Annotated in this window: 19 protein-coding genes, 7 tRNA genes and 3 rRNA genes; 8 read left to right on the top strand and 21 right to left on the bottom strand. The window is 47.3% G+C overall.

Annotated features, from left to right (window positions below; all coding sequences use genetic code 11):
• Window positions 1-7: 7 nt before the first annotated feature.
• Complete coding sequence (gene gloB / locus ACQ31U_RS09695; RefSeq protein WP_431051544.1) at window positions 8-706, bottom strand: hydroxyacylglutathione hydrolase; 699 nt, start codon at window positions 704-706, stop codon at window positions 8-10.
• A 36-nt stretch (window positions 707-742) separates the two neighbouring features.
• Here gloB and ACQ31U_RS09690 point away from each other — a divergent pair, with 36 nt between their 5' ends.
• On the top strand, window positions 743-1,480 hold the full coding sequence (locus ACQ31U_RS09690; RefSeq protein WP_431051542.1) for a class I SAM-dependent methyltransferase: 738 nt from the start codon (window positions 743-745) through the stop codon (window positions 1,478-1,480).
• Here ACQ31U_RS09690 and rnhA read toward each other — a convergent pair.
• Window positions 1,477-1,941, bottom strand: coding sequence for a ribonuclease HI (gene rnhA / locus ACQ31U_RS09685; RefSeq protein WP_431051540.1), 465 nt, complete (start codon window positions 1,939-1,941; stop codon window positions 1,477-1,479). The two genes, ACQ31U_RS09690 and rnhA, sit on opposite strands and share 4 nt — an antisense overlap.
• Before the next feature lie 120 nt (window positions 1,942-2,061).
• Between rnhA and ACQ31U_RS09680 the strand changes: the two genes are divergently transcribed.
• The 7 genes from ACQ31U_RS09680 to ACQ31U_RS09650 all read left to right on the top strand — a co-directional run bounded on the left by ACQ31U_RS09680 (window position 2,062) and on the right by ACQ31U_RS09650 (window position 6,478).
• A complete protein-coding gene (locus ACQ31U_RS09680) occupies window positions 2,062-2,325 on the top strand; it encodes a type II toxin-antitoxin system Phd/YefM family antitoxin (protein WP_431051538.1) in 264 nt (87 codons plus the stop codon).
• Window positions 2,315-2,635 (top strand): type II toxin-antitoxin system RelE/ParE family toxin, encoded by a 321-nt coding sequence (locus ACQ31U_RS09675; protein WP_431051536.1) that lies wholly within the window; start codon window positions 2,315-2,317, stop codon window positions 2,633-2,635. The genes ACQ31U_RS09680 and ACQ31U_RS09675 overlap by 11 nt, the downstream gene beginning before the upstream one ends.
• Window positions 2,636-2,642: 7 nt before the next feature.
• Window positions 2,643-3,422, top strand: a complete 780-nt coding sequence (gene dnaQ, locus ACQ31U_RS09670; protein ID WP_431051534.1) for a DNA polymerase III subunit epsilon — start codon at window positions 2,643-2,645, stop codon at window positions 3,420-3,422.
• Between the two features lie 107 nt (window positions 3,423-3,529).
• A tRNA-Asp gene (locus ACQ31U_RS09665) sits at window positions 3,530-3,606 on the top strand.
• 66 nt (window positions 3,607-3,672) lie between these two features.
• Window positions 3,673-3,749: transfer RNA gene (locus ACQ31U_RS09660), tRNA-Asp, on the top strand.
• A 178-nt stretch (window positions 3,750-3,927) separates the two neighbouring features.
• Window positions 3,928-5,451, top strand: coding sequence for a ribosome biogenesis GTPase Der (gene der, locus ACQ31U_RS09655; protein WP_431051532.1), 1,524 nt, complete (start codon window positions 3,928-3,930; stop codon window positions 5,449-5,451).
• Between the two features lie 67 nt (window positions 5,452-5,518).
• Window positions 5,519-6,478 (top strand): AEC family transporter, encoded by a 960-nt coding sequence (locus ACQ31U_RS09650; RefSeq protein ID WP_431051530.1) that lies wholly within the window; start codon window positions 5,519-5,521, stop codon window positions 6,476-6,478.
• Between the two features lie 11 nt (window positions 6,479-6,489).
• Here the strand turns inward: ACQ31U_RS09650 and ACQ31U_RS09645 are convergent, their stop codons facing one another.
• From ACQ31U_RS09645 to rffA, 19 genes are all read right to left on the bottom strand, one after another.
• Complete coding sequence (locus tag ACQ31U_RS09645; RefSeq protein WP_431051528.1) at window positions 6,490-8,121, bottom strand: phosphoethanolamine transferase; 1,632 nt, start codon at window positions 8,119-8,121, stop codon at window positions 6,490-6,492.
• A 63-nt stretch (window positions 8,122-8,184) separates the two neighbouring features.
• A complete protein-coding gene (locus tag ACQ31U_RS09640; protein WP_431051526.1) occupies window positions 8,185-9,495 on the bottom strand; it encodes a sensor histidine kinase in 1,311 nt (436 codons plus the stop codon).
• Window positions 9,496-9,510: 15 nt separating this feature from the next.
• Window positions 9,511-10,188 carry a response regulator gene (locus ACQ31U_RS09635; protein ID WP_431051524.1) on the bottom strand — a complete coding sequence of 226 codons (678 nt, stop codon included), beginning with the start codon at window positions 10,186-10,188 and terminating at the stop codon, window positions 9,511-9,513.
• 5 nt (window positions 10,189-10,193) lie between these two features.
• A complete protein-coding gene (degS, locus tag ACQ31U_RS09630) occupies window positions 10,194-11,252 on the bottom strand; it encodes an outer membrane-stress sensor serine endopeptidase DegS (protein ID WP_431051522.1) in 1,059 nt (352 codons plus the stop codon).
• Complete coding sequence (ribD, locus tag ACQ31U_RS09625; protein ID WP_431051520.1) at window positions 11,246-12,403, bottom strand: bifunctional diaminohydroxyphosphoribosylaminopyrimidine deaminase/5-amino-6-(5-phosphoribosylamino)uracil reductase RibD; 1,158 nt, start codon at window positions 12,401-12,403, stop codon at window positions 11,246-11,248. The genes degS and ribD overlap by 7 nt, the downstream gene beginning before the upstream one ends.
• 9 nt (window positions 12,404-12,412) lie before the next feature.
• A complete protein-coding gene (gene nrdR / locus ACQ31U_RS09620) occupies window positions 12,413-12,886 on the bottom strand; it encodes a transcriptional regulator NrdR (RefSeq protein WP_431051518.1) in 474 nt (157 codons plus the stop codon).
• A gap of 256 nt (window positions 12,887-13,142) precedes the next feature.
• A 5S ribosomal RNA gene (gene rrf / locus ACQ31U_RS09615) occupies window positions 13,143-13,258 on the bottom strand.
• Window positions 13,259-13,473: 215 nt separating this feature from the next.
• Window positions 13,474-16,762, bottom strand: a 23S ribosomal RNA gene (locus ACQ31U_RS09610).
• 421 nt (window positions 16,763-17,183) lie between these two features.
• Window positions 17,184-17,259, bottom strand: a tRNA-Ala gene (locus tag ACQ31U_RS09605).
• Between the two features lie 244 nt (window positions 17,260-17,503).
• Window positions 17,504-17,580, bottom strand: a tRNA-Ile gene (locus tag ACQ31U_RS09600).
• Between the two features lie 75 nt (window positions 17,581-17,655).
• Window positions 17,656-19,195, bottom strand: a 16S ribosomal RNA gene (locus ACQ31U_RS09595).
• The 16S, 23S and 5S rRNA genes sit together here with 5 tRNA genes alongside, the layout of an rRNA operon.
• Before the next feature lie 235 nt (window positions 19,196-19,430).
• A tRNA-Pro gene (locus ACQ31U_RS09590) sits at window positions 19,431-19,507 on the bottom strand.
• A gap of 36 nt (window positions 19,508-19,543) precedes the next feature.
• Window positions 19,544-19,619, bottom strand: a tRNA-His gene (locus tag ACQ31U_RS09585).
• A gap of 43 nt (window positions 19,620-19,662) precedes the next feature.
• Window positions 19,663-19,739: transfer RNA gene (locus tag ACQ31U_RS09580), tRNA-Arg, on the bottom strand.
• 127 nt (window positions 19,740-19,866) lie between these two features.
• Window positions 19,867-20,595: a lipopolysaccharide N-acetylmannosaminouronosyltransferase gene (gene wecG, locus ACQ31U_RS09575; protein WP_431054323.1), complete on the bottom strand. Its 729-nt coding sequence runs from the start codon at window positions 20,593-20,595 to the stop codon at window positions 19,867-19,869.
• 20 nt (window positions 20,596-20,615) lie between these two features.
• Complete coding sequence (gene wzyE / locus ACQ31U_RS09570) at window positions 20,616-21,971, bottom strand: ECA oligosaccharide polymerase (RefSeq protein ID WP_431051516.1); 1,356 nt, start codon at window positions 21,969-21,971, stop codon at window positions 20,616-20,618.
• 4 nt (window positions 21,972-21,975) lie between these two features.
• Window positions 21,976-23,031: a TDP-N-acetylfucosamine:lipid II N-acetylfucosaminyltransferase gene (locus ACQ31U_RS09565; protein ID WP_431051514.1), complete on the bottom strand. Its 1,056-nt coding sequence runs from the start codon at window positions 23,029-23,031 to the stop codon at window positions 21,976-21,978.
• The gene (gene wzxE, locus ACQ31U_RS09560) at window positions 23,028-24,305 is read right to left on the bottom strand and encodes a lipid III flippase WzxE (protein ID WP_431051512.1); all 1,278 of its coding nucleotides are present in this window, start codon (window positions 24,303-24,305) and stop codon (window positions 23,028-23,030) included. Before wzxE ends, ACQ31U_RS09565 begins: the two co-directional genes overlap by 4 nt.
• Before the next feature lie 54 nt (window positions 24,306-24,359).
• Entirely contained in the window at window positions 24,360-25,490 is a 1,131-nt protein-coding gene (gene rffA / locus ACQ31U_RS09555) for a dTDP-4-amino-4,6-dideoxygalactose transaminase (RefSeq protein WP_431051510.1), read from the bottom strand.
• Between the last annotated feature and the right edge of the window lie 5 nt (window positions 25,491-25,495).

The raw sequence follows: 25,495 nt of genomic DNA, 5'->3' as shown, positions 1-25,495 counted from the left end.
TCAATTCCTAAAAGCTATCCTTCGCTTTGCGCAAGCGGATAAATTCGTCTACGGTTTTTGCCTGTAGAAACGGATTAATTTTCCGCTCTAAGCCTAATGTGGTCGGCAAGCTCGCTTTGCCCTGCGCCCTTAAAGCTTCCACTTGTTTTAACTGCTGTTCGACCGCACTTTTATCCTCGATCACCGTCAATGCGAAACGTAAATTACTCAAAGTATATTCATGAGCGGCGCAAACCACCGTCTCATCCGGCAACGCTTTTAAACGTTGCAGCCCGTCAAACATCGCTTGGTAATCGCCGGTGAAGACCCGTCCGCAACCGGCGGAAAACAATGCGTCGCCACAAAACAGGTGTCCGTTGATCACAAAGCTGATGTGGTTGGCGGTATGCCCGGCAGTCGGAATCACCTCAAGCTGATAATGTCCGCACGCAAACGCCCCCTGATTCACCACCTGTGTCGCGATCTCCGCCACCTCATCCGAGCCGTAAACCGACAAATGCGGATAGTGTTGTTTTAATTCCGCCACGCCGCCGATATGATCCGCATGCCCGTGGGTTAATAAAATCGCCGCCGGTATTAAATGATGATCAGCCAAATAACGCAAAACCGGCGCGGCTTCAGCCGGATCAACAATCAGCACCGGCTCATTCTCAGCGGCATACAACCAAATATAGTTGTCATTTAGGGCGGGTAATGGTATTAACATAGCTATTCTCCGTTAAAACAAATCTGGTGACGATTGATGAAGTGGCGTGCAAAATATCCCTATTCTCTGCAATTACCTATCTCTTGGCAGCAATTAAAGCAAGGTGAGCGTTATTGTCAAGCCCTCAATAACTACTTTGCACCTTGGTTCGCCAAAGTTTACGGACAACATGTGTTGAGAATCGGCGGTTTGAGTGCGGAATTGGACTGGTACGCCCCGAATCAGCAGCATATTTTGCTTTATCCGGATTTTCCCGATGTCAAGCCGACCGCAGATGAAAGCCGTTCTGCAATTCAGGCTTCAATCACCCATTTGCCGTTTTATGAAAAAGCGCTTGATGCCTGTCTGCTCGCCAATACCCTGAATTTTGCGCAAGATCCGCACCAGTTGCTGCGTGAAGTGGCGCGCGTATTGAGCGATGACGGTTATCTGTTTATTTCGTTGTTCAATCCGTGTAGTTCGCTGCTGTGGAAACGCCATTTGGAAAAGAAAAGTACGGTCGGGCAACGCTGGCAAATGCGTAAATATCTGACCTGGCGCGTAATGGATTGGTTGGAGCTGTTGGAATTTGAAATTGTGCGGCATAACACGCTGGTAAAACCACTCGCGTTACCGCACTTTGGCACCGTCGGCGGACAACTGGCGGTGATTGTGGCACGCAAACGCACCATTCCGCTGTCGCTCAATCCGCAAAAGGTGCGCTTTAAAAATCCGATTTTTTCCCCCGCCAACGCCTTGAGCAATGCCGAAGCGAAAGTGCGGTCGGGTGATTAATCCGGTTGATAACCGGCGTCATCTTGGGTCGGATTTTCCGCGCCTTGCTTCGCCAGTTGATCAACCCGTTCGTTCTCCGTATGCCCGGCATGCCCTTTCACCCAGCGCCAATCGATTTGATGGCGTTGAATCGCCTGATCCAAGCGTTGCCATAAATCCTGATTTTTCACCGGTTTTTTATTGCTGGTTAGCCAATTATTGCGTGTCCAGTTGTGAATCCATTGGTTAATGCCGTTTTTCATATACTGGCTATCGCTCGACAACATGACCGCGCAATTTTCGGTCAAACTCTCCAACGCCGTGATCACCGCCAACAACTCCATGCGGTTATTGGTGGTTAAACGATAGCCCTGTGAAATGGTTTTCTCATGTTGTTTATAACGTAGCAACACCCCGATTCCGCCCGGCCCGGGATTGCCCAAACAAGATCCGTCGGTGTAAATTTCTATCTTTTTCATCATCTCTACTACACGCTTTAGCTAAATTGGTGCGATAATAACGTAATTTTTGTGAATGCTCTATAGCGGTTTTGATTCTGCCGTAATTCGATTATACTCACTTCAGATTATAAAGGAGGTTGTATGGAGTCTATCAATGCCAATCAGGCGCAAACCCATTTCAATCATATGCTGTTGAAAGTGCAAAACGATACGTTGCAAATCAATCAGGGCGGCAAAGCCGTAGCAGTGATGATGTCAATGGCGGAGTATGAAAATATCGAATGGTTAAAATTGCAGTTGCTACAACAACGGGCGCAGCAAGCCCAACATGATATATGCCATCAGCGTTTGATTTCGGGGGATGATTTTTTCAATGCGTTAAACAATGGCGAATATGACGATTAAAAAATATTCATTTCAACTTTCGGTTGCCGCAAAATCTGATCTGATTCATATTCGTCGCTATATACTCGAAAAATGGGGCAAATTACAAACCGAACAGTATCTGGCTGAAATGAAAGCAACGATGCAATTTTTAGTACAAAATCCCAATGCCGGAAAAGAGAGAAATGATGTTGGTGAAATGGTTTTCAGCTTCCCTTATAAAAGCCATATGATTTATTACATAAAAAAATCAACTGAGATTATCATTATTGCGGTGTTGCACCAAAAAATGTTGCCAAAAAATCATTTATCTTCCCATTTCAAATTTTAGGAATGCTATGTCAGAACTGATTACCCCGGAACGCCAAATTGTATTGGATACCGAAACCACAGGCATGAACCAGTTTGGTGCGCATTACGAAGGGCACTGTATTATTGAGATTGGTGCAGTGGAGATGATAAATCGCCGCTTAACCGGGCGCACCTTTCACGTTTATATCAAACCGAACCGTCCGGTGGATCCGGAGGCAATCAAAGTCCACGGAATTACCGATGAAATGTTGGCGGATAAGCCCTCTTTCGACGCGATTGCCGATGAATTTATCGAATTTATCCGCGGTGCCGAGCTGATTATCCATAATGCGCCGTTTGACGTCGGCTTTATCGATTATGAATTCGGCAAACTCGCCAAAACCAAAAACCTGAAAACCGCTGACATCAGCGTGGTGACCGACAGTCTGGCAATGGCGCGTAAGCTGTATCCCGGCAAGCGCAATAACCTGGATGCTTTATGTGATCGCTTGAATATTGACAACAGCAAGCGCACCTTGCACGGCGCATTACTCGATGCCGAAATTTTAGCCGATGTTTATCTGCAAATGACCGGCGGGCAAGTCAGTCTGTTTGGCGAAGAACACCATGATGATGACGCGCATATTGCCGGCGACAAGCGCGAAAATATCCGAACGGCTCATTTGCAACCGCACTTGGCACAATTTCGCACCATTGCGCCGGATGAAACCGAATTAGAAGCGCATTTAGAATACTTAAAGCTGATTAGTAAAAAAAGTAAAGACAACTGTTTTTGGCAAAAACGCACAGAAAACCATCTGCATTAAGCAACATTTGGCGTAATTCGTTTATGGATTAAGCAATCAAAAACAGTTTGGCAAAAAATGATTGACGAAAGGCGCACAGCCCTTTATCATGCGCCTCACCTAATCGCGGAGTGGTAGTTCAGCTGGTTAGAATACCTGCCTGTCACGCAGGGGGTCGCGGGTTCGAGTCCCGTCCATTCCGCCAACAAATTATATGATATTGTGTTTTACGATATCGACTTAGCCTCAAAATACACTGATATTTCAGTGCGGAGTGGTAGTTCAGCTGGTTAGAATACCTGCCTGTCACGCAGGGGGTCGCGGGTTCGAGTCCCGTCCATTCCGCCAATTTATTCAGCCCGATATGCAAATATCGGGTTTTTTATTGGGCTAAATTTGACGAGAAACACTAAAAGTGCGGTCAGCGCGATAACTTTCGCTATTCGTCACCCCGAAAATTCGGTATCATCTTGCACAATTTAAACACAATGAATAGCGCAAAAATATTCATTCATCGAGGTTTTTTATGACTCCTGCCCATACTCCTGTTGTCGCCCTGGTCGGTCGCCCTAACGTGGGTAAATCCACGCTGTTTAACCGCTTAACCCGCACCCGTGATGCCTTGGTTGCCGATTTTCCCGGTTTGACCCGTGATCGCAAATACGGACACGCACACATTGCCGGTTATGATTTTATCGTAATCGATACCGGCGGCATTGACGGCACCGAAGAAGGCGTCGAAGAAAAAATGGCGGAACAATCGCTGTTGGCGATTGAAGAAGCCGATGTCGTTTTGTTTATGGTTGACGCGCGCGCCGGCTTAATGCCGCCGGATATCGGCATTGCCAACTATCTGCGCCAACGGGAAAAAACCACTGTGGTGGTGGCAAACAAAACCGACGGCATTGACGCCGACTCCCATTGCGCCGAATTTTATCAACTGGGTTTAGGCGAGATTTCACAAATCGCAGCGGCACAAGGACGCGGCGTAACCCAATTAATCGAAGACGTACTAGCACCGTTTGCGGCACAATTGCAACAAAACGAAAACGACGATGAAAGTGCGGTTGAAGCCGATGAATGGGATCACGATTTTGATTTTAATAACGAAGAAGATACCGCACTTTTAGACAGCGCACTGGCGGAAGACGAAGAAGCGGAAGAAGAACAGCAAAAAAACATCAAAATCGCCATTGTCGGTCGCCCGAATGTCGGCAAATCCACCCTGACTAACCGTATTTTAGGCGAAGATCGCGTGGTGGTGTACGATTTGCCCGGCACCACCCGTGACAGTATTTATATCCCGATGGAGCGCGACGGACAGCACTATACCCTCATCGACACCGCCGGTGTGCGCAAGCGCGGCAAAGTGACTTTAGCCGTCGAAAAATTCTCGGTGATCAAAACCCTGCAAGCGATCCAAGATGCCAATGTGGTATTGCTGACGATTGACGCACGCGAAGGGATTTCCGACCAAGATTTATCTCTACTCGGCTTTATTCTGAATGCCGGTCGCTCGTTGGTGATCGTGGTCAATAAATGGGACGGCTTGAGCCAAGATATTAAGGATCAGGTGAAGTCCGAATTGGATCGCCGTTTGGATTTTATTGATTTTGCGCGCATTCATTTTATCTCGGCCCTACACGGCAGCGGGGTCGGCAATCTGTTTGATTCGGTGCAGGAAGCCTACGAATGCGCCACCAAACGTTTCTCCACTTCAATGTTGACGCGTATTTTGCAAATGGCGACCGACGAACACCAACCGCCATTGGCAGCCGGCAGACGGATTAAACTGAAATACGCCCACCCGGGCGGACACAATCCGCCGATTATCGTGATCCACGGTAACCAGCTGGATAAGCTGGCGGATTCGTATAAACGCTATCTGTCCAATTATTACCGTCGCAGCCTGAAAATTATCGGCACTCCGATTCGGATTCAATTCCAAGAAGGCAACAACCCGTTTGCCGGACGGCGCAACACTTTAACGCCGAACCAGTTGCGTAAGCGCAAACGGTTGATGAAATTTATCAAAAAATCAAAAAGATAAGACTTTCTGATACCCATTAGTTCAATTTCCCTCTCCGCTTGCGCAGGGAGGGTTACAAGGACAGCAAATGCAAAACGGATTTCTCGATTCCATTCTCTTTTCTATTGCGGTTACCTTGCCGAATATCCTCATGTTGTTACTCGGTATCTATCTGAAAAAAATCCGGATGATCAACGACCAATTCAGCAATCAAGGCGCAAAATTGGTGTTTAACATCACCCTGCCGGCACTGTTGTTTCTGAGTATCATCAAAAATCCAACGGACTATGGCGCCCAAATCACCCTTGTCGGTCTCGGCACGCTTAGCACGTTGGTTTTATTTTTGCTTGCCGAATGGTTTGCGCTACGTTATGTCAAAGAGAAAAGAGAACGCGGTACTTTTGTACAAGGCGTGTTCCGCGCGAATAGCGGCATTATCGGGCTGTCGTTATGTGCGAATGCCTACGGCTCGGCAGGTTTGGCAATCGCTTCCGTTTATACCGCTATGATCACCTTATTATTCAATGTATTGGCAGTTATTACGCTCAGCCGTTCCCTCGCTGAAGGAGGCAAAGCCAATCTAACTTATATTTTCAAACAACTGTTAAAAAATCCATTGATTATTGCGATTGTCTGCGCACTATTATTTAGCAATCTCGGCTTTACTTTGCCCGACACCTTGATCAGCACCGGCGACTATCTTGCCAATATGACATTGCCGTTAGCCCTGCTCTGCGCCGGCGCCAGTTTGAATTTGAGAAACATGGACAGCTCCTCAACCGTCGCCATCCAAGCCAGTATCGGCAGGGTGCTGTTAGCCCCTTTGGTGATGGTGCTGATTGCGCGTGCTTTCGGTTTACACGGCATGGAGCTAGGCATTCTGTTTTTAATGAGCGCCACCCCGACCGCCGCTGCCAGCTACGCAATGGTACACAGTATGGGCGGTAATGCCAAAACCGCCGCCAACATTATCGGTATCACCACGTTTGCGGCGATGTTCGGCTCATCTCTCGGCATTGTGATCTTAAAACAATTGCACTGGATGTAAACCGCACTTGCTTAACGACAAGCGGCAAACAGATCTTGTTGCGCTTGATATACTTCTGTTTTAATCTCCATCAAACCTAACACGGAATGGAAATAATTGTCGTGGGAATAGGCATTGCTGTCGGCTTGTTGCTGCAAGCATTGCGTATTCAAACCGGTTTGTTGTTTCCAGCCGTCGGAAGCCCAGAAAATCATCGGCACTCGGGTTTGTTCTTTCGGGGCAATCGAATACGGCGCACCGTGTAAGTACATTCCGCTTTCGCCTAAGGATTCGCCGTGATCGGAAACATAGTAAAGTGCGGTATTCCATTCGCTATGTTGCTGAAGTTTAGCAATAATCCGATCCAAAAACTGATCAATATACAATACGCCGTTGTCATAGCTGTTCACCAGCTGTTCTTGGCTGCACTTGGCAATATCCTGCGTATCGCAACTCGGAATAAAGCGGTGATATTCTTCGCTATAACGTTCCGAATAAGTCGGACCGTGGTTGCCCATGGTATGCAGTGCAATCACCAGGTCTTTACTCGGATCTGCACTGATCTGCCGTTCAAAATTGTATAGCAGAATATTATCCAAACATTCCCCGTTGCGGCAAAACTCCGGCAATTGCAATGCGCTGACATTTTCATTCGGCACGCGATCACACACATATTTACAGCCGCTGTCATTATCCAACCACAGCACATTTGCGCCGCTGCGTTGAATCAAATCCAACACGCTATCCTGCTTTTGTGCCACTGAACCGTTGTAATGATCACGATCCATCACGGAAAACATACAAGGCAATGAAAGTGCGGTTGCCGTGCCGCAGCTGCTGACATTCGGAAAGTTCACCACCGCTGTCCCGCGCGCCGCCAATTTAGGCGTGGTTTGGCGCTGGTAGCCGTTCAAGCCCCAATTCTGCGCACGGGTGGTTTCTCCGGGCACTAGCACCAACACCCGCCGTCTTTGTCCGTCTGCTTTCACTTGTTTGGCATCTAAGCCAATCCGTTCAAACGGACGGTTTGCTTGACGCACACGTTTTACTTCATTCACACCGGCGCCGATAAAATTACTCGGTACAATCAAATTAACCGTTTGTTTATTATTGCGCACAAAAAAAGCATAATCCTGATAATAAACTTTAGCGATCCCAGCTATTACCACCAGCGAAAGGAGAATCATCAAAGCACGCAGCGCAATTTCTTTATGCCAAGTGCGGTATCGTACTTTTACACCTAAATACAGCAATGCCGGCAAGACACCAAACACGGCAATCCACAGCAAATAGGGCAACGTAATCAATTTGCCGGCTTCGGTCGAAGTGGTCTGCAACACGTTTTCCAACATGTTGGTATCAAAATAGACATTATAAAACAAAGTATTATAGCCAATTGCCGCACTGGTAATCAGCAATAACGGCATGATGATTTTATGTAGGTAAGGCAATGCCAATAATTGATACACTGCATTTAAGGTAAAAAAGATAAATAACGGAATAGTCAATAAAAAGTAGTCATAGCTTGCGCCGGTAAACGGGTGCGCGGTCAATATGGCACGGTAAAACGCATAATTCAGTATCAAAGTGAAATAAAGCGCGACATAGGCTTGCAATTTGCTACTGGTTAATGAAAAGTGCGGTAGAAATTTGGGGAATTTCACAAATATGTCCTCTGTATCCTTCAAGATTCAATGCCACAATACAGAAGAAAAATTAGCTAAAAATTAGGGTGCCTGTAGCGATGGGTACGGTAACCGGATTTTCACACTTAATCCATGTGCAAAGCGGATTGTATCTGCCAAGATCAGCCTCCCTCGATAGCGTTTGACAATATTATCCGCAATCGCCAATCCCAAGCCGGTACCTTGTTCTCCGCTGCCAAGGATACGGTAAAACGGCTCTAGCACCCGTTCCCGCTCCGATTCGGCGATCCCGACGCCGTTATCATCAACACTCAGGATCACCGCACTTGCGCCTTGCTGCAAATCCAAATCAATCTGCCCGCCAATCGGGGTATAACGAATGGCATTTTCGCATAAGATTTTTATCAACAAATAAAGTTCGTCTTCATTGGCTAAAATATGACAATCCGTTTTACTGACTACGCCGATATCTTGCCGTTTTGCGTCGGCTAAGGGTAATAAATCGGTCAAGACCCGGCGATAAACCGCTAACAGCGACACTATCCGGCGTGTAGGTTCAATGTGTTCCGCTTGCACCCTTGCCAACAATAACAGTTGTTCTAACAAATGGCGAACCCGTACGACACTTCGGCTAATCCCGCTTAACTGTGTTTCTGCGGCTTCGGGAAGGGTATTTTGCTGTAAGAACCGCTCCAATTGTAATGAAAGTGCGGTCATCGGGCTGCGCAGCTCATGCGCGGCATCGGCAATAAAGCGCTGTTGCTGGCGTACACTGCGATCAACTTTGCTGAATAAGTGATTGATCGATTGTACAAAAGCGTGGATCTCGGTCGGGATATTGTCTTCATCAAGTGCGGTCAAATCACTTTCGCTCCTTTGTTTAACCTGTTCGGACAGCTGATTAATCGGGCGTAAACTACGCTGTACCACCCATGCCGCCAACGGTAACATCAATAAAATAAACAGCAGCATTGGCGCCGTTCCCAGCCCGGCAGCATAAGCGGCGATTTCATCACGAAATTCTTCTTCATCGAACAACACCGCCACCGGTTGTGTTTGCTCGTGCTTAATGTACGCCCGATAATGCCGTCCCTGTAGCGTCAGGCTATGCAAACCGTCGGCATAAGAAGCTAAATTAGGGATAAAATAGGGTTTATCCGGTGGCGTCAGCACATTATGCACAAAAATCTGATTATCACGATTATTCAGCGCAACTTCGCTCACCGGCGTATCCGCACCGATAAATAGCGCACTTTGCTGCAAAATATCGTCTTGCAGGCGGTAAGCGAATTTAAAGGAAGCATAAAAAATGAAAAGTGCGGTCAGCAACGCTGCCGTGACGGAGAGAAGGGTTAAGCTGAGAATCAATTTACGCCGAATCGAATTTTTCATACTACATCTCTTATGTTACTGCGTCGACGTTCCTTTCGGAATCGTCCAACCGGCGCCGCGAATATTGCGAATACTCTGCTTGCCCAGTTTTTTACGCAAGGCGTGGATCAGATAATCGACCGCATTACTTTCCACTTCTTCGCCCCAAGGGTACAATTTATCTTCTAATTCCGCTCTGGAATAGATTTTACCGGGGTGTTGTAACAAAGTTTGTAGCAAAGCAAATTCTTTTTGTGTTAGTGCAATGCCGTTAGGATGTTCGGCTAAAAAAACCTGATGACTATCATCATCCAAGGTGAGATAGCCGTTGCTTAGACGGCGTTTTCCCTGTTGATTTTTACGCCGTACAACCGCACGCAAACGCGCCAGCAGCTCAGCCATATCAAACGGTTTCACCAGATAATCGTCTGCGCCGCCATCCAAGCCACCGATACGACTCGGCAAATCGTCCCGCGCGGTCACAATCAGCACCGCCATCTGCTCATTTTGCTGTCGCAGTTCGTTCAGCAGCTGCAAACCGTCTTTTTTGGGCAAGCCCAAATCCAGCAGCAAAATATCGTATGTTTGGATTTGCAGCGCAACCCATGCCGCCTGCCCGTCTTGCACCCAATCCACTGCATATGCCGCATCTTTCAAACTGGCTTTCAGCACTTCGCCGATCATATTGTCGTCTTCAACCAGTAAAATACGCATAATACTTACTTTTGTTGCGGATATTCGGCGATTGTCACCGGTAAGGTCAGCACTTGTCCTAACCGTTCGACCTGCACTTCAACCCGTGTTCCCGGGCGGGTATCGGCGATAATTTGCAACAGTTCGGTCGGCGAATTGACCGCATTGCCATTAAATTGAACAATCAGATCCCCTTGTTTGATTCCGGCTTCAGCCGCCGGACCATTTTCAGCAACGGCGGTCACCAGTACGCCGCGCTGATTGAGCCCCAGCTGATCTTCATTATTATAGAAAATTTGGCTTTCTACCCCGAAATAGCCGCGAATGACTCGTCCGTCTTGAATGATTTTTTTCAACACCTCATTGGCAATATCAATCGGAATGGCAAAACTTAAGCCTTCGGCAATTTCAGCACTATCTTTGCCGATACTCAGCGTATTGATACCAATCAGCTCTCCGGCGGTATTAATCAGTGCGCCACCGGAATTGCCGCGATTAATCGAAGCGTCGGTTTGGATAAAATTTTGCCGCCCGATTTCACCCAAGGCACTGCGTCCCAGTGCGCTGATAATCCCTTGGCTGACACTTTGCCCTAAGTTATAAGGATTGCCAATCGCCAACGCCACATCGCCGACATAAACCCGACGGTTGTTATTTTGTGGAATCGTCGGCAAATTATCCGCCTGAATTTTTAACACAGCTAAATCGGTCAGGCTATCGGAGCCGATTAAAGTTGCTTGGTACAGCTGCCCCGTTTGCAATGCCACCACAATTTGATCCGCATTATTAATCACATGCCGGTTAGTCAGAATATAGCCGTCAGCCCGCATAATCACGCCGGAACCCAAATTATTGACACGCAATTCATGGTTATCACCAAGATTATTCGTGCCTTGCAGCGCTTGATTATAAACATTAACCACCGCCGGCGCGGCAATGCGTACCGCACTGGCATAAGAAATGATTTGTAATGAATCGTCACCCGCAAACCATGTTTTCTTCCCTTGCCATAGCGGGGCTAATGCCAATACGAATGCGGCGGCACATAATCCGATTAACGCGGATTGTAGAATTTTTTTTAACATACCGTCTCTCCGCTTTCGGCCAAATCAGGGCGATAAACCATTTTAAAGTCCTCGCCGACCCGTGCCGTGGCAACCAATTTCCACTGCGGCGCATCAGCAAGACAGTGCAAATCCGGCAAATGGCATAAACCACGCGCCTGATCGCCGAGTAATTTCGGGGCAATATACACAATCAGTTCATCGACTAAGCCGGCACTGATTAGCGAACCTGCCAGATTTGCGCCGGCTTCAATCCATAACGTGTTGATTTCACGCTTGCCTAATTCATCCATCAAAGCGGTCAATTGGTGAGCGGAAGAATTCAGTTCAAGCGCCTCGACAAAATCCGGAAAAGATGACAAATCCCGTATCTGGTTCGCGTTACCCACCAACCAAACCGCACTTTCGATACTGAATAATTTATGATAAGCACGAATCCGATGCTTAGAGTCCATAATAATCCGTACCGGTTGGCGTAATTTTTGTTCAGGATACACGGCTTGAATCGTCGGCGGCAATTGCTGCCAACGCACATTTAATAACGGATCATCAACCAACACCGTGCCACTGGCGGATAAAATCGCACTCGCCGCAGCCCGGTAATCCTGCACTTCCGCCCGTGCCGCTTCGCCGGTGATCCACTTACTTTCACCTGAAGCGGTTGCGGTTTTACCGTCAATCGTCATTGCCATTTTCAATTGTACGAATGGACGTCCGGTTCTCATTCTTTTTAGGAAGCCTTTATTCAGCTCCTCTGCTTCTTGTTCCAACAAACCGACTTCGACTGTAATCCCCGCTTCCTGCAATAAAGTGATCCCTTTGCCTGCAACGAGGGGATTCGGATCCCGCATTGCAACCACAACTCTTTTGATACCATTCTCAATAATTTTATGTGAACAGGGCGGTGTTCTGCCAAAATGAGAACAGGGTTCCAAAGTGACATACAATGTTGCGCCGACCGCACTTTGCCTATTCACTTCACATTGCTGAAAAGCATTGGCTTCCGCATGCCCCTGTCCGGCTTTCTGGTGATAACCTTCGCCGATAATCTGACCATCTTTCACAATCACACAGCCAACCCGAGGATTCGGATCAACCGTCCAACGCCCTAATGTCGCCAGTGCCACTGCACGTTGCATAAAACCGCGATCTTGTTCTGAAAATACTGTCATTCTTGATCCTTAATTCTGCTCTTTCACAATCGCTTCATCAGTTAATTTTTCGATTTCATCGCCGAATTGTTTAATATCATCAAAACTTAAATAGACCGAAGCAAAACGAATGTAGCCAACTTTATCTAATTGTTTTAATTCTTCCATGACCAAAGTACCCACTAATTTGCTCGGTACCTCACGTTCTCCGGTGGCTTGTAACTGATGAATAATATGGCTGATTGATTTTTCAATATCATCCGCACTAACCGGGCGTTTTTCCAACGCACGCTGCATGCCCGAGCGCAGTTTTTTTTCGTCAAATGGTACGCGGTTGCCGTTGCTTTTGATAATTTTAGGAGTCACCAGTTCCGCGGTTTCAAAGGTGGTAAAACGTTCGCGACACTGCGTACACTCTCGCCGCCGCCGCACTTGATAGCCATCGGCAACCAAGCGGGAATCAATCACTTTGGTATCTTCAGTGGAACAAAAAGGACAATGCATAAATTCCTCCCTTATTTGCGATATGGAGTTTAATTGCCCACCATATAACGGCTAACTAATTAAATCCAGAGAATAATTGGCTATTATAATTATTCGTAAAATATTTGTCCGTATTTTCTCATGCATTTATGATCAGAAAAGTAAAGCTAACCGCACTTGCACTCTATCCGCCAACGCTCCCTAATCCTTTTTCCGCCCAAACGCAAAAAACCCTTCGCATGACTGCAAAGGGCTTTTGTTCTCTCTATTCAATAATATCCGGCGGTGTCCTACTCTCACATGGGGAGACCCCACACTACCATCGGCGTTACGGCATTTCACTTCTGAGTTCGGCATGGGGTCAGGTGGTGCTACCGCACTATCGCCGCCGGAATAATTCGGCTTGATTGTTTTTGCTTCTTCTTACTTTGTTTTGTTCTCTATTTTTTATTCTTTCAGCGTTTCTTTCGCTGTTATTCCTATTCGGTCACAAGCTATTACTGATTCAAACTCCTCGAGCCCTACTCGAGCTTCTGACTTCGCTCTTTCGTCTCTTGTCTTTTCTTACAACTTTCTCTCGGCTTTTGGGTAAAACCCTTGAGCGTTGTATGGTTAAGCCTCTCGGGCAATTAGTACGGGTTAGCTCAATGTATCACTACACTTACACACCCCGCCTATCTACGTCTTCGTCTTAAACAACCCTTACACACTCTAAGTGTGGGAAAACTCATCTCAAGGCAAGTTTCGTGCTTAGATGCTTTCAGCACTTATCTCTCCCGCACATAGCTACCCCGCAATGCTTCTGGCGAAACAACGGGAACACCAGCGGTGCGTCCACTCCGGTCCTCTCGTACTAGGAGCAGCCCCTTTCAATTTTCCAACGCCCACGGCAGATAGGGACCGAACTGTCTCACGACGTTCTAAACCCAGCTCGCGTACCACTTTAAATGGCGAACAGCCATACCCTTGGGACCTACTTCAGCCCCAGGATGTGATGAGCCGACATCGAGGTGCCAAACACCGCCGTCGATATGAACTCTTGGGCGGTATCAGCCTGTTATCCCCGGAGTACCTTTTATCCGTTGAGCGATGGCCCTTCCATTCAGAACCACCGGATCACTATGACCTGCTTTCGCACCTGCTCGACATGTCCGTCTCGCAGTCAAGCTTGCTTATACCATTGTACTAACCTCACGATGTCCGACCGTGATTAGCAAACCTTCGTACTCCTCCGTTACGCTTTGGGAGGAGACCGCCCCAGTCAAACTACCCACCAGACACTGTCCACGACCGCGTGCCGCAGTCTGTGTTAGAACATCAAACCTTAAAGGGTGGTATTTCAACAACGACTCCGTATTAACTGGCGTTAATACTTCTCTGTCTCCCACCTATCCTACACATCAAAATTCAATGTTCAGTGTCAAGCTATAGTAAAGGTTCACGGGGTCTTTCCGTCTAGCCGCGGGTACACCGCATCTTCACGGCGATTTCAATTTCACTGAGTCTCGGGTGGAGACAGCCTGGCCATCATTACGCCATTCGTGCAGGTCGGAACTTACCCGACAAGGAATTTCGCTACCTTAGGACCGTTATAGTTACGGCCGCCGTTTACTGGGGCTTCGATCAAATGCTCTCACATCATCAATTAACCTTCCAGCACCGGGCAGGCGTCACACCCTATACGTCCACTTTCGTGTTTGCAGAGTGCTGTGTTTTTAATAAACAGTTGCAGCCAGCTGGTCACTTCGACTGACTTCACCTCCATCCGCAACGGACTTCAATTACCGTCAGCGCACCTTCTCCCGAAGTTACGGTGCTATTTTGCCTAGTTCCTTCACCCGAGTTCTCTCAAGCGCCTGAGTATTCTCTACCTGACCACCTGTGTCGGTTTTCAGTACGGTTTATGATAAGATAAGCTTAGCGGCTTTTCCTGGAAGTGTGGTATCGGTTACTTCGACTCCGTGGAGTCTCCCCGTCACGCCTCTGATATAAATGACCGGATTTGCCTAATCATCCATCCTACACGCTTGGACCGGGACTTCCGTCACCCGGATAACCTAACCTGCTCCGTCCCCACATCGCTCTTATCACAAGTACGGGAATATTAACCCGTTTCCCATCGACTACGCTCTTCAGCCTCGCCTTAGGGGCCGACTCACCCTGCCCCGATTAACGTTGGACAGGAACCCTTGGTCTTCCGGCGAGGGGGTTTTTCACCCCCTTTATCGTTACTTATGTCAGCATTCGCACTTGTGATACGTCCAGCAGCCCTCTCGAGCCACCTTCTTCCGCTTACACAACGCTCCCCTACCCAATCAGATGACAGATTTCAGACGTCAGGTTTCGGTGTTTTACCAAAACCTTGTAACATCTTCGCAATTTCTTCGTATTCATTACGCCATCTTTGCCAATCTTGTTCATCTGCATATTTCAAGTCATAACAGTATCTTAACCAAACTCGCATTTCATCAGCACTGCCTATTGCCATGCTAAGAAATCGATTTAAATCCGCTTTAGTACGTTGCCTTGCAAAACCTTCGGCTAAATTTGCACAAATGCTTTTGCTTGCCCGTCTAACTTGGTCTCCTAACGCATATTGCTCTACCTTAGGAAAATCCAAGCTCGCTTGATGAATTTCCAACGACACTTTATAAGCGCGTTGAAACACCTTCAAATCTTCAAACTTGATTGCCATACTGTCTCCTGACATCTGAAATCTGTCATCTGAATGCCGCAGCTTCGGTGCTATGTTTTAGCCCCGTTACATCTTCCGCGCAGGCCGACTCGACTAGTGAGCTATTACGCTTTCTTTAAATGATGGCTGCTTCTAAGCCAACATCCTAGCTGTCTAAGCCTTCCCACTTCGTTTCCCACTTAACATAGACTTTGGGACCTTAGCTGGCGGTCTGGGTTGTTTCCCTCTTCACGACGAACGTTAGCACCCGCCGTGTGTCTCCTAGATATTACTCTTCGGTATTCGCAGTTTGCATCGGGTTGGTAAGTCGGGATGACCCCCTAGCCGAAACAGTGCTCTACCCCCGAAGGTATTCGTCTAAGGCTCTACCTAAATAGATTTCGGGGAGAACCAGCTATCTCCCGGTTTGATTGGCCTTTCACCCCCAGCCACAAGTCATCCGCTACTTTTTCAACAGTAGTCGGTTCGGTCCTCCAGTTAGTGTTACCCAACCTTCAACCTGCCCATGGCTAGATCACCGGGTTTCGGGTCTATATCGTGCAACTCTTCGCCCAGTTAAGACTCGGTTTCCCTTCGGCTCCCCTATTCGGTTAACCTCGCTACACAATATAAGTCGCTGACCCATTATACAAAAGGTACGCAGTCACCCCATTAAAGAGGCTCCCACTGCTTGTACGTACAGGGTTTCAGGTTCTATTTCACTCCCTTCACCAGGGTTCTTTTCGCCTTTCCCTCACGGTACTGGTTCACTATCGGTCAGTCAGGAGTATTTAGCCTTGGAGGATGGTCCCCCCATCTTCAAACAGGATTTCTCGTGTCCCGCCCTACTTGCTGTTAGCTTAGTACCGTAACTGTGCCTTCGGATACGGGATTATCACCCTCTGCGATTGTGCTTCCCAACACATTCTCCTAACTCACTTACTATCACTAACGGCTTCTCCGTGTTCGCTCGCCGCTACTTACGGAATCTCAATTGATTTCTTTTCCTCGGGGTACTGAGATGTTTCAGTTCTCCCGGTTCGCCTTGTTAACCTATGGATTCAGTTAACAATAGTAGATTCTTCATCTACTGGGTTTCCCCATTCGGATATCGTGGAGTGATAGCGCTTCTTATCAACTCCTCCACGCTTTTCGCAGATTAGCACGTCCTTCTTCGCCTCTGACTGCCTAGGCATCCACCCTGCACGCTTAGTCACTTAACCATACAACCTCAAGAATTTTTATACCGCACTTTCATTTCAACTAACCACTTTCGTGCCCGTTTCGTTCAGTCCGCTTTCCATTCCCAAAGCCGTCTTCCATTGACTCGTGCGTAAGTTTCCCTACGCTGACCTGCTCAGTGCCTTTTCTCACCAAACAAGCCCAATTCGATTCTCGATTGCTCGATTTTCGAATACTCAGCTCTTACGTCCTCTCGAACGCTTGAGCTCTCTTCAGTTTTTAGCTTGTGTCCAAATTTTTAAAGAACAAATCGGTTTTTCAACCAATACTCAATCCTCTTAACCGCACTTTAGGTTTTTTAATCCCTCATAAAGCGTTGGCTAAGAAAACTCACTATTAATCAATAAACCCTTATCACCGATACTTCAGTCATGAATGACTTCGTCGTGACAAGTTAAAGCGTGGTGGAGCTAAGCGGGATCGAACCGCTGACCTCCTGCGTGCAAAGCAGGCGCTCTCCCAGCTGAGCTATAGCCCCTTTCTTTTTTCCCGTATTTAGCTAGTCCTAATTGCTAGTCCTAGAAACTTCAGCCAAGGATTTTAGCAAAATCAGATTGAAATCAAGCAGCGCAGTGTGCGAACAGCACATGAGCATCGCAGATATTCAAGATGATGAAGCTAAAAGCCAATTCGCTTATTCAAAAGCGATTTGAGGTGAGAAACGCAGTATGCGCGAGCATATGAGTATCGCAACCCTCAAAGCGGTGCAGAATAAGTAGAATTGGTAGGCCTGAGTGGACTTGAACCACCGACCTCACCCTTATCAGGGGTGCGCTCTAACCACCTGAGCTACAAGCCTATCTCTCTATACGGTCTGTCTTCTTTTCTATCAAACAATCTGTGTGAACACCTATACAAAATCATCAGTCATATATAAGGAGGTGATCCAACCGCAGGTTCCCCTACGGTTACCTTGTTACGACTTCACCCCAGTCATGAATCATACCGTGGTAAACGCCCCCCTTTCGGTTAAGCTATCTACTTCTGGTACAACCCACTCCCATGGTGTGACGGGCGGTGTGTACAAGGCCCGGGAACGTATTCACCGCAACATTCTGATTTGCGATTACTAGCGATTCCGACTTCATGGAGTCGAGTTGCAGACTCCAATCCGGACTACGACGCACTTTAAGAGATTCGCTTAAGCTCGCACTCTCGCCTCCCTCTGTATACGCCATTGTAGCACGTGTGTAGCCCTACTCGTAAGGGCCATGATGACTTGACGTCATCCCCACCTTCCTCCGGTTTGTCACCGGCAGTCTCCTTTGAGTTCCCATCTTTACATGCTGGCAACAAAGGATAAGGGTTGCGCTCGTTGCGGGACTTAACCCAACATTTCACAACACGAGCTGACGACAGCCATGCAGCACCTGTCTCTAAGTTCCCGAAGGCACAAGCTCATCTCTGAGCTCTTCTTAGGATGTCAAGAGTAGGTAAGGTTCTTCGCGTTGCATCGAATTAAACCACATGCTCCACCGCTTGTGCGGGCCCCCGTCAATTCATTTGAGTTTTAACCTTGCGGCCGTACTCCCCAGGCGGTCGATTTAACGCGTTAGCTTCGAGAGCCACCCATACAGGCAACCCCCAAATCGACATCGTTTACAGCGTGGACTACCAGGGTATCTAATCCTGTTTGCTCCCCACGCTTTCGCACATGAGCGTCAGTCTTTGTCCAAGGGGCCGCCTTCGCCTCCGGTATTCCTCCACATCTCTACGCATTTCACCGCTACACGTGGAATTCTACCCCTCTCTACAAAACTCTAGATAAACAGTATGAAATGCTGTTCCCAAGTTAAGCTCGGGGATTTCACATCTCACTTATCTATCCGCCTGCGTGCCCTTTACGCCCAGTTATTCCGATTAACGCTCGCACCCTCCGTATTACCGCGGCTGCTGGCACGGAGTTAGCCGGTGCTTCTTCTGTGACTAACGTCAATTGCTCTGTCTATTAAACAAAACACCTTCCTCATCACCGAAAGAACTTTACAACCCGAAGGCCTTCTTCATTCACGCGGCATGGCTGCGTCAGGGTTCCCCCCATTGCGCAATATTCCCCACTGCTGCCTCCCGTAGGAGTCTGGGCCGTGTCTCAGTCCCAGTGTGACTGGTCATCCTCTCAGACCAGTTAGAGATCGACGGCTTGGTGAGCCTTTACCTCACCAACTACCTAATCTCACTTGGGCTCATCTTATGGCGGGTGACCCGAAAGTCCCACCCTTTAATCTCTCGATATTACGCGGTATTAGCTACAGTTTCCCGTAGTTATCCCCCTCCATAAGCCAGATTCCCAAGCATTACTCACCCGTCCGCCGCTCGTCGGCAAAGTAGCAAGCTACTCCCCGTTACCGCTCGACTTGCATGTGTTAAGCCTGCCGCCAGCGTTCAATCTGAGCCATGATCAAACTCTTCAATTCAAGTTCAATCGCTCAACGAATCTCTGACTATAATATTGAAACCACAAAAGTTTCAATTATGAATTTACTATCAGCACTCATTAAGACTTTAGTTTTTTTAAATCTTTAAATTACCAATGCCTTGCACAAGTGCCCACACAGATTGTCTGATATATTGTTAAAGAACAGAAAGCCTTACCTTCATTCCTTTTAAGAAAAGGAGATAAGGTTCATTTCAACTTTAAAAAAAGTGAAATGGTCGGCGAGATAGGATTTGAACCTACGACCCACTGGTCCCAAACCAGTTGCGCTACCAAGCTGCGCTACTCGCCGATGGCAACTTCTTGTTAAACCAACCAGAAGTTAAATTGGGGTGGCTAATGGGACTTGAACCCACGACAACCGGAATCACAATCCGGGGCTCTACCAACTGAGCTATAGCCACCATTGTTGCTGACAAGCGTTAGCTGAATCAAAATGCGAACGCATGGCGCGCTCGACAGGATTCGAACCTGAGACCTTTGGCTCCGGAGGCCAACGCTCTATCCAACTGAGCTACGAGCGCACATCGCGTCGTTGCGGGGCGCATATTAAGTGTTTCTGAATAACTTGTCTAGTGCTTTTTTGATTTTTTTTCTCGCTTGCTGTTAAAATATGCAACTTGCTCGTTATTTGCCAACTTTCTGGTTATTTTACAGCTTATTGGCAAAATAGTAATAGGCATACTGTAATAAATTGACTTGTCTGCGCCAACGGGTTGGCTGGCTTAATAAGCGGTACAACCACTCTAAATTGGCTTTTTGCCAAATTAACGGCGCGCGTTTTACTCGCCCGGTGAATACATCATAAGTACCGCCCACGCCCATATATAACGCCTCAGGATATGCCTGTTGGCACGCCAACATAAACCGCTCTTGCTTCGGCGACCCCATTGCAACGGTAATAATTTTCGCCCCGCTGGCTTTGATGCGTTCAATCAATTCGGCTTGCTGTTCAGCTTTAAAATAGCCGTCTTGTGAACCAACCAAATTCACCTGCCATTGTGCGGTTAATTTCTGTTCGGTTTCTGCCAAGACCTGCGGCTGTCCGCCGACCAGAAAAACCAGCGTATTTAATTTACCGGCTTTTTCCATTAAAGCATACCATAGGTCACAACCGGCAACCCGTTGCAAAGTGCGGTATTGCGGGTATTTTTTCTGAATCGATTTGACGATACTCATGCCGTCGGCATATTTAAACTCCGCATTGAGCAACAATTGCTTTATTTCCGGCTGTTTTTCCGCGGTGATAATTTTTTCCGCATTGATGGCAATTAATTTGCCCTGCCGTACGCCGTTTTCATTCAGTAAAAAATCCAAAAAGGCCGTTTGATCTTTCACTGCCAAAATATCTATCCCACGGATAGTCACTTTATCAATCATTGTGTTACTCATTGTTACTCTCAACTGTTCACGAATTTATAACGCACGCTGCCGGTTTTGCGCATAAGTAAGACCACCGATTTACCGATTACTACCGCAGCAATAAAAATCAGCGAAAAGAACACCCAGCGCGAAATAAACGCGTCCATTCCTTCCCTGACCAACACGATAATATTAAAAATATTGGCAAAACAGTACGCCTGAATCAATGCCGCATTGCTGCGATTCAAGCTGTGTTTAGCATAGTGATAAAGAAAATCCATACCTTTGATCAGCCAGCCGCAAATGACCGCGCCCAACAGCATAAACGGAATTCCGCCCATAATCAGCAAAGATCCAAGCAACGTCGGTGAAATTGCCAGCCCGGCGTAATAATTCAACACTTCCCAAGTGAAGTAATTGGCAGCGTTGACCACCAAATCAGGACGGTTTTCCCAAACGCCTTTCGGAATAAACACATAGAAATCACGCACAATCGGCGCAAGCCCTTGGAATTCAATCTGTTGATAATGGGATAACAACAATGCCAGATTTTCCCATGGCGAAAAAGTATCGCGGGTCAAATATAAAAAAGTATAAAACGCTTCGCTGCCGCTGACATCCAAGCCGTAACGCGCCAATGCCAAACCGAACATGGCGACAATCGCCGTTGCCCCTGCAATGGCTAAGGTGACAATCGAAATATAGCCTTTGCTGATACCAATAAAAAAGAAAATTGCCACTGCCAACGCAATATTGGCACGGGTGCCGCCGACCAATAAATAGGTCAACACACCGAAACTGACGCCGAACAATAAAAACAGCCACCAATTCGGTTTACTCGGTTTTAAAAAATAGAAAATCAATAATGCCGGTAAGAAAAAATAGAAAAAGCGTTTAAGTGCGGTGCCGCTGACGCTTTGTGAAAAAATTTGACTGTAACTATCCAGTTTGAACAGTAAAAAACCGTTTAAACTGAAAAATAAGCCGATGGTGATTAATGCCACTAACATCAAGAGCAATGCGGTGATAATGCCTTCGCCGGCCGAATTTTGCCGTGCCGTTTGCACAACAGTACGCGCTGAATGCGGTTTTAAAGCCATCGTTTTCGGCAGCAACCGCACTTGATAGCAGACATAATATAAAATATAGAATGCCAATGCGGAGAACAGGCTAATAAACAAAATTTCAAACGGTAATGTTTGTACATTGAAACCGAATGCCAAAATCATGCTGAACGGAAAGCCTAAATAAAACGTCAACAAATAAACCAGCGTAAACAACAGGTGGAAAGAAAACCGCACTTTTTTAAACGCTTGGTAGGCAAGATAGCCAATCAGCACAAGCGAGAAAGTATAAAGCAGCACCAAAGCGCTCAGTTGGGTTAAACTCAACATATGGCTATTTTTGTCCCCATTCGTTTAACATCCGAATCCAGCCGTCGGCAAAATTCGGCGCAAAAAAATCAATTTGCGTTTTATCCAATGCCGCTAACCGCACTTTGCACTGTGCAACGGCTTCGCGGTTCAGCGCATTCATGGCAATAAACGGCACTTGCTGTTGTTGCAGATCCAAACAGAACGGATTTTGCGGATTCAACACCAAGGGAATCTCAAATTGTGTCAATAAACAGATTGTTCCAATCCCTTGTTGGCGCACAAAAATAAAATAGCCCAGATCACATTGCGCCAACATACTCAAATAGTCTTGAAACTCAATACGCCGTTCTAAAATTTCAACCGCACTTGGTGCAAACAAGGCGCGTGCTTTCTGCCGAACCTGCGCAATATAGGCGTGGTTATTTTCCGGATAGCCCATCGGAATAATAATGCGCACTTGTTCGCCTAATTGTTGTTTGATTTGTGCCAACGCCTCTAAATGGCGATTGGATTGATCACCGGAATTGCCAAGCAAAATCGTGAGCACCGCACTTTGATGATTGTCCGGCACTTGCAAACCGAGATCCATTTTGGTCGGAAAATACAGCACCGTTTTTTCTGCTGTTTGATTAAGTTGGCTAAACCGTTGCAGATCGCCCGCAGTGGCAAACACATGGCGTAATTTTTTCTGTGCCAAGCGGCGCAACGGATAGAACAATTTAAATTTTAACTGAGTAGAATCCTCATACAGATCCGCGCCCCAAATATGCCAACCCAACCGATCCAACGGCAAACGGTTAAATAAAATCGCTAGCCAAATAGTGAGATTAAACTGCCCGTGCAACAGATAAAAGGTATCGTCGCGCTGTTTCGCTTCTTGGATTAAAAAGGTCGCCAATGACTTTTTATCGGCAAAACGTTTCACTTGCGGCGGATCATTGTCGCTATCGCCGCCGACAATATAAAACGCCGCGCGTGCTTGTGGCGGAATGCGATCCCACAGTTGATCGCGGAAAAACGCCATCACGGTTTGGTTATGGTGCGGAATATCCGAGCCTAAAATATGGCAAATTCTCATGAGTTATCCTTGATTGGGCGACGATTGGCACGTTTGAGGTAAACTGAAAAACCAATCACACAACATACAAAATAGCTGAAATAGGTGATGAAATAAGATTGGGTTGCGCCGATTGCCCCATTCAGCGGAATCAGCCAATACGAGGTCGCAAGCAGCAACGCAAACTGACTGATCTCCGCTAGCACATACAATTTCAACGCCGCTTTCGCCACAATCAGATAACCGAACACATACGCCGACACCTTGAACACATCGCCCGCAAGCTGCCAAATAAACAAATTTTGCATCGGCAAAAATTGTTCGGAAAACAGGACACGGATCACGACCGCACGCAACACATAGATTAGCACGCTGACCAACACCACCGCCGGCACTACAAATTTTAACGCCTTGCCGACTTCCCGTTTAATCGCATAACGATCGGGTAATTTGGCAAACGTCGGTAACAAGTAAACGGAGAATGCGGCGGTAATAAATTGTAAGTAAGCATCGGAAATTTTACTGACACCTTGCCACAGCCCGACATCATGCACGCTATAAAATTCGAGTAATCGATCCCGCATGACAATATACGCCACCGGTAAAGTGATTGCCGTGACAAACACCATACCGGAAAATTTGAGTAATTTTTGCGCTTGTGTTGTTGTAAAGTGCGGTTTAAGCCATGTCCGCGAAAATGGTTTTCTCAAGGCAAAAATTGCCGGTAAAAACGCTGCCGCGGGAATAACTGCCAAACCGACTAATGCCCCTTGGTAACCGAAATAGAATAAACCCAGTAAAAACAGCATAACGCCCAGCAATGAACCGACGATAATACTCAGCGCATTGGCTTTGGCGTTGCGCTGTCCACGCAAAATGGCAAGAAAATAGTTACTCAAGGCAATGCCGAATTGCAGCAGCGCAAGCGAGCGAATCACATTATGATAGCCGCTTTCGGCAAACAGAAAATCGGCAATCGGCGTAGCAAAAGCGAATAATAATAGCCCGACCAGTGCCGAAAACAGCAAAATAATAAACGAGGACGTCGCCAAGACATTACGCAACTGCGACGGATTATCATCATATTCCGCCACATATTTGGTCACGCCGTTAAAAATCCCGCCGCCGGCAAATACGCCGAGCACGGTCAACAGCGTCATATAGTTCGCCGCGCGCCCGACGCCTTCGGTGCCGAACGCCACCGCCAGCAGTTTGACCACCAGTAAGCCGATAAGAATTTTAACCAAGGTGGACGACGCGGTCCAAATGGTGGTTGTGCCAAGGGATTTTTTCATAAATCGATTACCGCACTTTCATCAGTGTTTCGCATAGACAAAGTGCGGTCATACTTACGCTTGCAGATACGCTGTCGCAACCGAAATCACCTTTTCCACCTCGCTGTCCGTCATATTATAGAACAACGGCAAGCGCACCAAGCGCTCGCTCTCTTGGGTGGTAAATTGATCCGTGCCGTCAAAACGCCCGAATTTCTCTCCCGCCGGACTGGAATGCAACGGCACATAATGGAATACGCTCATAATCTCTGCCGCTTTCAATCCATCAATAAAGGAAGTGCGGTCGGCAATATCACGTAGTTTGAGGTAAAACATATGCGCATTGTGCCGGCAATCTGACGGAATGCTCGGCAAGGTTACGCGCCCATTAGCAAACGGTTGAAACGCTCGGTAATAACGCTGCCAAATTGCCAAACGGCGTTGGTTGATTGCGTCCGCCGCCTCGAATTGCGCATACAGATACGCCGCTTGCAGATCCGACATTAAGAAGCTTGATCCCATATCACGCCAGGTGTATTTATCCACCTGTCCGCGGAAAAATTGACTGCGATTGGTGCCTTTTTCACGGATAATTTCCGCGCGTTCAATCAATTTTTCATCGTTAATCAGACTGGCGCCGCCCTCACCGCCGGCGGTATAATTTTTGGTTTCGTGGAAACTATAGCAACCGATATGCCCGATAGTACCTAACGCTTTGCCTTTATAAGTTGCCATCACGCCCTGCGCTGCGTCTTCGATCACCCACAGTTTATGTTTCTCGGCAATCGCCATAATAGTGTCCATTTCACAGGCGACACCAGCGTAATGCACCGGCACAATCGCTTTGGTTTTCGCGGTGATTGCCGCTTCGATCTTACTTTCGTCCAAGTTCATTGTATCTTGGCGTATATCGACAAACACAATGGTCGCACCGCGCAATACGAAAGCATTGGCGGTGGAAACGAAAGTGTAACTCGGCATAATTACTTCATCGCCGGGTTGAATGTCAATCAGCAGCGCCGCCATTTCTAACGAAGCGGTGCATGACGGGGTGAGCAACACTTTTTTGGCATTAAAGCGCTGTTGTTGCCATTGCTCCGCCAATTTGGTGAATGGACCGTCGCCGCTGAGTTTGCCGGTGGTTAAGGCGTTGGCGATCTGCTGTTGTTCTGTGCCGACGACCGGCGGTTTATTAAATGGAATCATTGTTT

Source organism: Testudinibacter sp. TW-1, from assembly GCF_050613185.1.
Classification (GTDB): Bacteria; Pseudomonadota; Gammaproteobacteria; order Enterobacterales; family Pasteurellaceae; genus Chelonobacter.
The sequence above is the reverse complement of the archived record's forward strand: the minus strand, read 5'-3'. Positions and strand labels throughout refer to the sequence as shown.